Here is a 12,889-nt window from a genome sequence, read left to right as displayed (position 1 = left end):
AAAAGCAGGTATGAACGATATTGTAGTAAAGCCTTTCGATAGCAACAGCCTCTATGCGCTCATCAAAACTTTTGTGGATTAGCCTTTGGCTGAGTTTTCTGTCCGCCAGCTTGTTTGCACAGCGCAACTACAGCCGCACATTTTCGCAGGATGGCAGGTTTTACCACTATTTATTCGAGCCATCAAACAAAGCGCCCGATCTGTGGAATTTTACCCTCAGTGTGGTACAGCATAGCAAAGCCACAGGCGAAGTCGAATCCAATAAAATTTACAGCAGCGATGCCTACATCAGCAGCGACGGGCGACGAATCTCCCATGTGCGCATCTATGCCGCCACTCCCTTAGACTATTCATGGGCCGTGTCTTACAATCATTTCTACGAAGCCGAATTTCAGTGGAGTACGGGCAAAATAGAGTATGCCTATAGTGGCAACCGCATGGAACGAGCATTTACACCTTACGATAAGTCATTGGAAATTACCCGATTTAACGTAGCTACAACAAGGCCCGAAGATGCTGTGCTAACGGCAGTGCAACAGTTTGTCATACGCTACGGCAAGTTGTTTCGCTACCCTGACGTACCAGCCCAAAGTTTGCCGCAAACCATTACCGGCAGGGTTGTATTCAGGGAAGAGGTGTACGACTACGAAATCCGCCGCGACTTTTTCAACTCTGGCGACGATAACCTCAGCATTCGCAAACAAGGCGGCGGATTGGTTTTCAATACGCTCATGCAAACAGAGCTATCCGCAGAAGAGTTGCAGGTAAAAATTCATTACGTACAGCAGCGCGGATTGGCCTGGTCAGTTTTTGCCAACGACTACCTGACCGCTCGTTTCGCACTGAAAGAAGGGCGCATCAACTGGGAAAAAATCGGCAATGATATGCCTGTCAATGCAGATCCGCCCCCCCCTGTAACCACCTTCGTAACAGGAACAGCCAACGACAAGCTACTGCAAATAGCAGTTGAGCACCTCATCAGGCAATACAGCGTTGCTTTTTCAAAAAATCCCTGATTTTTTAGTTGTCGGATATTATACCATTGTGAATGGCACGATGGGTTAATCGAGGCTGCCCAAAAAGGCTGAATGTAGCACGGACTTTAGTCTATAGTTATTTGATTATCAAGTGATTGAAAAATCACAGACTAAAGTCCGTGTTGCTTTTTGGACACCTTCATAGAGCAGAAAAAAAGAGGGCAGGGATGATTTAATGCTACCAACATGCAATCTCTACGGGATAAAAATTTACGTGGCAGATGACTCATTTCAGTATAAAGTTCTCTTTCTATAAGATCAACACGAAAAATTGATTTTTGAGATAGCTTTTGAAGACATCATTTAAAAAATACTATTCGAGCAATAAACAAATCATCGTTGCGTTGATTAGCAAAGTAATTTTAACTTTATTTAGAATCAGTTTTATATAGGAAAAATACAATTTAATATGTATAATATAACATATCAGCAATTTGTTTTAGCGCTCTCGCTGTTTTTTATTGTGCTTGGAGCTTCGGCGCAAACTAGCACATGGACGGGCGCATCGTCCACTGATTGGAATACGGCAGCCAACTGGACGGGCGGCGTGCCGACTGCAAGTTCAACGGTGATTATCAACGCCTGTACTACCTGCCCGGTGCTGCCATCCGGCACTACTAATATCGGTAGGCTCACGCTCAACGGGCGAATTGATACCAATGCCTCATCAGGAACTTTGGTGCTCAACACCAATCAGGGGGCAAACACGATTGGTGGAACGGGCATCTTAGGTACGGCAGGGCAGCCCGGTACGCTTACTACATTGGCAACCATTACCGCCCAACTCTCTACCAATACGGGTGCGGTGGTAAACATGGCGATTAGCAATTTCCGAACAGGGGGCGAAAGCCGTTTCAACGGCACCACTTTTAATGCGCCCGTTACTATAGAAGATTTTGGCGGCTTTGGCAATTGGCGCGGATTGCGGGTCAACAGCTGTACTTTTAACGGGACTGTTAATATGACCAACAGCATTAGCGTCTCAGGCGGTAACGGCAGCAACTTCGGGTTTTCAGGAAACACCTTCAACGCCGACGCTACCATCACCTGCAACTCTACCGTTACGGGAGTTTCTTTGGGCGATGCCAGCACATGGTTTCCCGCCGCCGCAACTCCGCGCGAGATTTTCAACGCCAATCTTACGTTGATTACAAGCCCCGCTACTGACAAGACTATCACTATAGATGGCGGCTCTACTACTACCACAGTGGCAGGCAATCTGACGGTAAATTGCAACGGAGGAGCCGGCGAAGTAGTAATTCATAATATTGATGTTGCAGGCACGTCCGCTTTCAACATGACCAATCTGACCAGCGGCAACGGCATTCGAGTCGCGCAGGATGCCGGGCGAACAGCTACTTTTCACGGCGACGTAAGTATCAGCAACACAGGAAGCACGATTAATGAGTTGTTCCGCTGCGCGCGCTTAGGCAGTGTAACTTTCAACGGCAATATTACCGTGAGCAGCACGGGCGGCACAAGCGGTGCGCGCCGTATCCACATAGGCGATGATGAAACGCAGGCAGGTACTATAGCCTTAGCCGCTAACCGCGCCATTACGGTAAATGCCAATGTGGGTACAATCAATATCCAGAAAACTACTCAGACTTCGGGCGTCAATACTCACACACACTCATTTACGATTGCCAATACTGCGGACATAAATATGATTAATGTTGTATTGTTTGGCAATGCGTTTTTTACTGCAACTAACCTGACAGGCGGCAACGGCATTCGAGTCGCGCAGGATGCCGGGCAAACAGCTACTTTTCATGGCGACGTAAGCATCAGCAATACTGGCAGCACGATTAACGAGTTGTTCCGCTGCGCGCGCTTAGGCAACGTAACTTTCAACGGCAATATTACCGTGAGCAGCACGGGCGGCGCAAGCGGTGCGCGCCGCATCCGCATAGGCGATGATGAAACGCAGGCAGGTACTATAGCATTAGCCGCTAACCGCACCATTACGGCTACAGGCGTACAGGTAGGCGAATTGCATATCAACAAAATCACACAAACTTCCGGCATCAATACGCACACGCATAACCTTTCTACGGCAGCGGCGGTGCAAATCTTTGTAAATCGCAACACCTTACATGGCAACCTGATTGCCGCAGGCGACCGCATGCAGTTCCGCCGCAATACCATCGGTTCGTCCTCGGCCAATGCGCACACTATTTCGCACATAGGTACTACTAACAGCAACCAAAACGGGGGCAATACCTTCAAAGGGGCGCTTACCATGACTTTAACCAGAACAATGGCAAGCGGCGCGCCCAGCGCTTGGTGGATTTGGGGCTGGAACGACGGCAACAACAACGGCGGCCCCGATGTTTTTGAAAACGACGTAACGGTCAATGTGAACGCCGACGGGGTTGCCAACAGCCTGAATAATGGAACGGCTAACGGCGGGTTGATAGCTTTTGCCGATAACACTACGGGCAACGCCTTTAATACGCTCGGCGGACAGACGATTTTTAATTTGAACAACAACGTCAGCGCCATTCATCTGGCGCGTAACGCCAACACGGAAGCAACTATTCACGGGAATTTTACGGCTATTGCCGCCGCTACTAATAATGGTAACTTAACATGGGATGCCACCACTCGGGGCGCATTACAAATAGCTTTTAACAGCGGCTCTGTGGTTACTTTTAAGAATGACGTGGTATTGAATAACCAATCTACTACCGACCTTTCGTGCTGCGGGCGCAACCAGTTTTCGCTGGCAGCCAGCGGAACAATCCATTTTGAGGGCAATGTAACTTTCAACGGTTCGGGCACTGCAGCCTATAATTTTGCCAATGCCACATCGGCTACGCCTTCAGCACGCGGTCTGTTGATTTTCAAGGCAGGGAACGCGCAAACCATTAGCGGCAACATCGCCAATTTGGATTTGGTAAGAGTCAAAATTGATAAATCGGCTAATGATGTAACGCTTGCCAACAATAGTTTCCGCATTTCCAACGAACTAATCCTAACCACCCGTAATTTGGTATTGGGCAACAACAACTTATTGCTGCATAGCGCGGCTGCTACGCCTGTAAACGCCACAATCACGGGCGGGAGCGCCAGCAGCTACGTAGTCGCCGTCGGTACGGGGCGTTTGTTCCGCCGCGTAGGCGCGACCAATGTAGTCTTCCCCGTTGGTACGGCTTCGGCTTATATGCCTTTCACTATTAACAATGCAGGCACAGCCGACCAGTTCGGGGTTCGCATGGCCGACTTGAGCGCTGCGCCGTACAGCATTAACAGCTACTTTGTCAATCATGGTTGGGATGTAATTGAAAACGCCGCAGGCGGCAGCAACAGTACCATCACGGCGCAGTGGAACGCAACCAACGAGCAAAGCTCCTTCAACCGCGCCCAATCGGCTTTTTACCGTTGGAGCGGAAGCCAGTTCAACTGCCTGCAACCCGAAGCGGCGGCTTCGGGCGGCGGGCCTTATACGCGCAGCGTAGCAACGCTAGGCGCAACCAATTCCTTAGGCGTATTCGCCGTAGCTACCGCCTTTGCCGATGCTGACGTATCGGCCACCAATATTGTTACTACCAGTTCGTGCGGAGGGATTAATCTGAACGCAAATGTCAATCCATTTACCGGACCGGGGCAATGGTCGCAAGTGAGCGGGCCGACGACCGTTACTTTTGCCAACACATCCTCGCCTACCTCTCTGGTTTCGGGCATGATTACAGGCACATACGTGCTTCGCTGGACTACCGCGCAGGGCTGCACCAACCGCACCAGCGATGTAACCATCCACTTTACCCAAACGTCGTTGGTGCCTGTGACCAATTGCGTTTGGACGGGCAATGCCAACAACGGAAGCTGGACTGACTGTTCCAACTGGTCGGGCAGCGTGCCCGGAGAGGTTACGCCGGGCGTGTTTAGCAACGTAACTATTCCGGGCGGGCTAACCACTATGTACCCTGTGCTTTCGGCAAACGTTACGGTCAATAATTTCACCATGACGGCGGGCGCAAGCATCAATTTAGCTAACTTTACCTTAGAAGCGCGCGGGGCAACCGCCATAGCTGGCAGCGCGATTACTGCTAATGGGGGCGTGTTCAATAAAGCAAGCGTTTCTGATGACAACTGGGATGGCGGCAATACGTTTAATGGTAGCCTGACCATTCGCCATAGTGGAGCGGGGGGAACGCTTACACTGGCGAGTACCTCAGGCAATACGTTTAACAGCACAGCTACCGTCGGTATTGCCAATCATACCTATACGTTTGATATAGCGCATGCGAGCGCCAATATTGTGCTGGGAACTAACGCAGTAACTTCTACTTTTATTGGCAACGCTGTCTTCAAAAGTCTTCGCAATGCCGATTTTCAGGCAGGCAACCTCAGTTTTACGACCAATATTCACTCTACCATCAGTTCTACGGATTTACAATCCGGCAAACGACTGGTAATGAACAACTACACTATCAATCGGGGCGGCACTTTTACCCTTACTTTTTACGGTCTGCATACGGTAAACAACACAATGACGCTAACCACGGGGCGCACCCTGTTGGCTGATAACAGCAACCTTTTGCTTAACAACAGCAACCCATCGGCGATTATAGGCGTTGCAGGACCTACGCATGATGAACGCGAAATTGCTCCGGGTGATATTAACAATCAAAGCGCATCGTTTGCAGGCACAGGTACGTTTAGCTGGCTGTGTGCGCCCAATGCGACGCCTTACGTATTCCCGACCGGATTTGGTGGATGGAATCCTAACAACACGCGCTGGGGGCGGATGTCGGCTTTCACCTTTGTACTGCAAGGCGGCACAGACATTATCACGGTTCAAAGTATTGGTAATATCACCCCTGCCGCTACTTATTCGCTTACAAACGCACGCACAGGGAGCATTAATAATGAGCATATCAATTTGCAATGGATTGTTACGTGCGCCAATGCGGCTTCAAACCTGCAATTTTCTGATATCACTCTTCCATGGAGGCAGTATGGACCGTTTGATAATTTCGAGCAGGCGAGTTTTACTCCGGCGCGTAACCGCAGCGGCATTGTTCGGTTTAATCACAGCTTGAACAAGTGGGAGTGTATCATGCCCGTTGGAACGCCTACTACCTTCACGGCTAACCAGTATCGCCATACGGCAACGGCTGTGCTTTCCAAAACCAGTCCTAACAATTTAGGCGTGTTTAGCGTAGGCTCTGTAACAAGCGATGTGAGCCTGACGGCTACGGCGCAAACTAACGATTGCCGCACAATAACGCTCAACGCTTCCAATATGATGAGCAGTCCTGCTACGGGTCAGTGGGTGTTCGTTAGCGGTCCTTCCACGCCTGTTATCTTGAACCCGACCAATCCTATTACCCAAGCGATTGGCGCAACCGTAGATGGCAGCTATGTGTTCGAGTGGCGTAGATTTAGCGCCGAGTGTGGCGGAACTTTGGCCGCGCCTATTCATGCCGCACAGGTAACAGTTGTCGCTACAGGTTCGGGCAACGCAATTGCAGGCGCTACCACCACATGGACAGGCAACATCAGCAGCGACTGGAACAACTGCGCCAACTGGACGAGCGGCGTGCCAGATGTGATTACTAATGTAACCATTCCAAGCCCGGCGCCTCACTGGCCTACCTTGCCTGGCAACGTTACCATTAACAGAATCGTTACTAATGCGGGCGCGCAAATCAACTTGCAAAACTTTACGCTTACCACCACTAACCGCTCAGACCCCGCTAACCCGGCCACCATAGATGTCGCTTTCAGGAATATTTTCCAGAACACAACAATTATTTCTACCAGCGCGGTGGCTAATTTTCATTTAGAAACCAATAACGCCGCCCGCATTGTCGGTCCGTTGTCGCAGTTCAGAAGTTCAACTTTTACAGGCGACATTAACTTAGTAATGACCGATAATCACACCAACGTAGTGCAAAACGGAGGCAACACCTTCAACGAACGCGCGCGTATTAGCAATATTAGCCGAGGAGAGTGGCGCTGGGGAGTAGCCTTTGAAGGGGGAAAAGATGTATTTACCAAAGATACTTGGATAAAAGTTAAAGACGACTTTTCGGGGGCGCGTCAGAATTTGCTCAATACTTACTGGAATGGTTACAACACAAGTTTTAGCCCAGTATGGACGGGCGGAACGCTGCCCGACCCTGTGGACTATATCGGTTTGCCTTATTATGTTCCCAACAGCGGGCAGCCTTATACAGGAACAAAAGTTGGTTTTCCCGATTATCCGCGCAATGACGCGTTGCCTACCAATGACCCTGACCCGGCGGTCAATGCGGCTAACTTTGCCTCTAACGAGTCAGCAACGAGCGCCAATCTGGCCGATGAAATCCAAAGTGAGGAGAATATTGCCCAAGCCACGCAAAATGCGCGCAGCGCGGCCAATCGTGCGTTCGCCGCTATTGGTATGCTGACAAGCGAAATCAATACTATTGGAAATATTTTTTCCAACTCTCCTGTACCCGCCGCTGCAACGCCTTGCAGTAACGCCGCGGCTATTACGGCGGCGCAAAACGCGTTGAACACCGCTATTGCCGATGCGACGGCTTTTAGAGACGGAGCATTGCAAACGGCGGCCAACAATGCCAACGCCGCAGCTAATGATACCAACTTAGCTACCAGTACGCCGGGACAAGACCATGCCGCAGCTAACGCAGCCAATTCGGCAGCCAATACTGCCCAAACACATCGCGCCAATATGTGGACGGCGCTTACCAACTATCTGGCTGCTGTGAATACTTGCATTACCAATTATAATAGCGCTGTAAACGCAAGCAACAACGCAAAGTTGGCCACCGGTTATATCAACATGGCTTACAATACGACCGATAACGAATTTCAACAAAACACCTATGTTATTGCAGAAAATAACGGACGTATTCATTTTGCTTTTGAACCAGGTTCTTCTGTGCGTTTTGGCGGCGCTACGGTCAATCCATCATTAGTTACTGAATTGCGCAGCAATAGTTCCGGAGGTTTTTGGGGCGCAATCAATGTCGCACGGCGAGGTACGGCAATATTCAATACACGCGCGCTTGTAAGGCAGGCAGGCAACCAGAACGACGAAAACGCCGCTATAAGAATTTACCGGGAAAATAATGCGCCCGGCGCTGTTTCTTTCAATTCAGACCTAACCATTAGCCAGCCGGGCGAGGGATTGGTATTCTTCGGAGAAGCAAACAACGGCGTGCCGGGAGGCATTGTGCTAAACGGCGACCTAATATTAGATAATAACCTCACCGATGCGACAGTAGATAACATCCATCAAGGCGGATTGTTTTTCAATCATTTCACCAAAAACAGCCCTTCGGATTTTACCATTATTTCCGACAACAAGGGCAGGCTGCAAATGGAAATGACCAACGTTTTCAATGGCAACGCGCTATTGGAAAACCGCAGCGTAGATTTAGGTCAAAGAATCGGCTATGACAATGTCGCTTCCGTGCAAACCTTTAACGGCAACCTGACGCTGCGCAACGCTGCGGTTTCTTCCATACAGGTTTCAGGGCGAGGTCAAGTGAATTTCAATGGCAATCTGATGGTTGAAAACACATTAGACTTTTTATCGGTTACTAACGACCCTAACCGCTGTGGCGTTTGCATCGGTCAGCATTGGGACGCAGCCGCAGCCGGCGTTTCTACATTAGCCAACGGTAAGCAAATTACCGTCGGGCCGGCAGGGTACGCATCAGGAACTTTGCTTTTGCAACGCTTTACACAATTAGGCGTAGGAACGCCGCAAACAATCGCCCTATCGGCGCCACAGAGCGAAATCAACGTGTTCGGCAGTACTTTCCAAAGCAGCGTAACGCTGGAAGCGCCTGAACTGCGCGTTCGCAATTCCATCTTTCAGCCTACCGCCCCCGATGGCAGCGCCTTTACACATTTGATAGCGTTGAACAGAGGCGAAAACACCGGCGGCAACACGTTTCACGAACCTACCACCTTTGAACTGCGCGGCGTGCGTTCAGCTACGCTCAACCCGCTTTGGGTAGTAGGTGAGAACGACAAAGATGACTTTTTAGATGAAGTTACTTTTAAAAATGTAGGCGTAGCAAGTCATTTTCACATTGCTAACCGCAACGCCGGACACTCGTTTGCGCGAAAAGTTACCTTCATCAACGGCACAACTTCGGCTATTTCAACTGATGTGAGCGGCGAACGCAATCGCATGCGCATCGCCCAAGAAGAAGGCGCAACGGTTACTTTTCATGGAGACGTAGTGGTGGAAAATCGCCAAAGCACAGAAGGAGACATTGCTTTTGCCCGATTAGGCGACATTGTCATCCATGGCAATCTGTCATTGAGCAATATCAACGGCAGTCTGCTCTTCGGTGCAGGCAACCGCAATAACCCTACCGATGTAACCGACAACGGACAGACAACGCTCAACGGAACGCTTACCTTACAAAGTGGTTGGCAAAAAGGCACGCTTATACTGCGCGGCTTTACGGCTAACCATACCGCGCCCATTACCTTAGAGTTGCCCTCTACGCCGGACAATACGCTGGTCATTGGTAAAAACGGTGGCGGGCGTAGCCTTTTCAAAGCGACAGCCTTTACCGCCAAAGCTCGCGTATTGCTTCTCAACGGCGCTACTTACGAAGGCAGCGACCTGTTGTTTGAGAAAACAGGCGCAGGCGCTAATGAAAGCCTCGGCGACAACGATTTTCGCGGCGTTGCCCGATTTGTCAATCATTCGGCAAGCGATTTTGTTATGGCGCGCAACGAGCGCGATTTATTTGGCAATAATGTAACTTTTGAAGAAGTTGGAACAGGGCGCATCAACCCTGCGTTTCGCGGCATCAACGAGTTCAAAGGTCATATTACCGTTATTAGCCCCAACGACCGCAATTTTGAGTTTTCTCGCAATATCAACGCCGCTAATCCGGCGACGGGTATGGTGCAAATCGCTGGCGCCGGCACGCAAAACTTGATTAATACAATTGCCAATGCCGCCCGTGAAATTTCCTTCCGCGGCTTGGAGATGAATCAACTGACAGCCTCTTCATTGCTCATTCCCAATCGCAATTTTACCATCCGCTCTACCGCTGTTTTTAGGCGTGGCAAAGTGCGCCTGAATAATCACGTTTTAACTATTCTGAGCCACACCAATCCTGCCAGCGTAGCTATTATCGGCGCAGATTTGGATGACAGCTATGTGCAAACCAACGGCACAGGCACGGTGCGCCGCACGGTAGAGGCTAACGGCGCATCTTCGGTTACCGTTATTTTTCCGGTGGGTAATACGACAAGCTATTTGGCGCTTGGCTTGCGGCAAAGCGGCGCGGCGGCTGTTACCGATGTTTACAATGTTCGCGTGCGCGACGGCGTACATCTGAGCTATGACGCAGCTAATAATCCTACCGGCGCGGCTATCAATCGTATGTTTGTGAACGGCGCGTGGATAGTAACTGAAAACACCAACGGCGGCACCAATGCGCAAGCGTTTTTATACTGGAAACCCGATGATGAGTTGCCCAATTTTAATCGCACGCAGAGCGCAATTGTCCGATACAACCGCGTTACTAACAAATGGCGTTGTACGCAGCCCGCAGGCAATATCAACGGTTCTACGCCCACGCCGCTATTCTGGCGCATTTCAGGCGGCACAGCTACCGAGATTAACGATGTAGGCGTGTTTTCTGTAACCTCTTTGGTAGCGCAGGCTACCACGCCGATTACCACTTGCGGCACTGGCTCGGTAACGCTCAACGCCGTGCCTTTCTCTGACCCTGCCGCAAACGCTTATTCGCCTTTTGAAGGTGAATGGACGTTTGTGTCGGCTTCCGATGGAAGTTCAATTACTATTCCGCCAAGTGAGAAAAATAAGTGGAATGCCACTATTCCAGGTCTGCAATCGGGCGTAACCTATCAGTTCCGTTGGTCTAACACAGGTTTAGAGGGAGAGTGTAATCCGGGACCAAACGTTGTTGTTACCGTCATTGTGGACCCCAGCAACCCGATTCCAGGCGTGGTGGTACGCTGGACAGGCAACGCCGGCGACAACGACTGGTTCAATTGCCGCAACTGGGACAGGTTCTTCATACCTAACCATACGCACGATGTTGAAATTCGCAATGTAAGTGTGGCTATCCCTGCGCCAGGATTGTCGCTAACCGACCCCAATGGTTTGCCTAACTATACCACAAACGGGTCTAATACTTACCCCATTATTACAAACGGAACGGCATTCTGTCGCAACCTGATTATTTTTGCAGGGGCTTCGGTCAGCATCACGACAAATGGGGAGTTGAACGTTCAACAAAATCTGACCAATAATCAAACGTTTGCCATCCAGTCGGGTGGGAAAGCTATTATCGGCTTGGACTTAAATAATGCCCACACCTTTACCAACAGCGGAGAGGCGCGCATCGGGCGCAGTTTGTCGCACAATCATACGGCGCCTCTGACACACACTACGGGTGATATTATTTTTCAAGGAGCTACCAACGGAACAATAGGCGGTTCTCAACCGATACAGCTGAATCGGGTTTTTGTAGAAAAAGTTGGCGGTCTGGCTTCCACTTTGACGCTGACCCAACCCTTGACGATTCACACCCGTCTGCAACTCACGAGCGGTAGAATGGTCAGCAGCAACGCCGCGATGCTCTTGCTTCCTGTCAATACGGTTTGCAACGATGGCAACCCACAAAGTTTTGTGCAAGGCCCTGTTCGCCGCTGGGTAGATGGCAATGTGCCTTTTGTATTCCCTACAGGGCGAGGCAATCGGTGGGCGCGCATTTCCGTTACCGATTTGGCAGGCGCTTCGGCAGGCGACTACTTTACAGCCCAGTATTTTACCAACAACCCATATCCAAATGGGTCAGCCAATATGTGTAACCCGGGCCCGAATTCTCTTTCGCCTAAGTTAGACCATGTCAGCTTTGCCGAACACTGGCTTTTAGACCGCAATCCGGGTGGAACAGCGCAAGCCAAAGTAGCGCTTTACTGGGAAAACCCCGCTCCTAACGCCAGCGCAATCTTGTTGTTTTCTAATTTGTATGCGGCTCGCTACAACGGCTCTTGTTGGGAAAATCGCGGCGGCAATTTGTTTGGTTCGCTTGCCGCAGGACGCGTAGAAACCCCCGCCCGCCAGAGCGTATTTAGTCCATGGACGCTTTCGTCAGACTTAGATATGTCCTTACAGCCTTTACCGGTTGAACTGGTTTCCCTTAAAGCTGAATTAACACCTGACAATCAAGGGCTTATTACGTGGGCTACCGCATGGGAGAAAAACGCCGCCTACTATGAAGTGCAACGCTCTGCCAACGGCAAAGACTTTGAACCCTTAGGGCAAGTGCAAGCCAAAGGCAACAGCAACGGCAAACAGCACTATCAGTTTACAGATATTCGCCCGATGAGAGGAGTGAATTACTACCGCCTGCGTCAGGTAGATGCCGATGGAACTTTCACTTTCAGTCCTATGGTAGATTTGGTTGTAGAACATGATAAAAGACAGTGGCTGGAAGTATATCCTAACCCGACCAAAGGCAGCAATTTGAAGGTGCAATTACTCGCCGATCAGCCGCATAGCACTACTTTGCGTATCTATGATATACTTGGCAGGTTGGTATGTCAGCAATCTGTTCAGGTAGTCAAAGGCAGCAATCAGTGGACGATAGAAACTGTAAAAGATTTTGCCAAAGGAGTATATCTGCTACAGGTAGGCGAAAGCCAACAAACTGTAAAATTTGTTGTGGATTAATTGTTGGTTGAGGCGTACCCTATTTTTTGGGCCAAAAAGCAGTGAAATTAATGCCATCATGAAATGGCATGATGGGTCAATCGAGGCTGCCCAAAAAGGCTGAATGTAGCACGGACTTTAGTCTGTAGTTATTTGATTATCAAGTGATTAACAAATC

2 protein-coding genes are annotated in these 12,889 nt (G+C 50.0%); both read left to right on the top strand.

Features of this window, described 5'->3' with window-relative positions:
• Nucleotides 1–53 precede the first annotated feature (53 nt).
• On the top strand, nucleotides 54–1,016 hold the full coding sequence (locus ACWIP2_RS03930; protein WP_448518599.1) for a hypothetical protein: 963 nt from the start codon (nucleotides 54–56) through the stop codon (nucleotides 1,014–1,016).
• Nucleotides 1,017–1,446: 430 nt separating this feature from the next.
• Complete coding sequence (locus tag ACWIP2_RS03925; RefSeq protein ID WP_448518598.1) at nucleotides 1,447–12,732, top strand: T9SS type A sorting domain-containing protein; 11,286 nt, start codon at nucleotides 1,447–1,449, stop codon at nucleotides 12,730–12,732.
• Nucleotides 12,733–12,889: the final 157 nt, after the last annotated feature.

This window comes from Rhodoflexus sp. (assembly GCF_053489755.1).
This window is presented reverse-complemented; position numbering and strand designations above follow the sequence as displayed.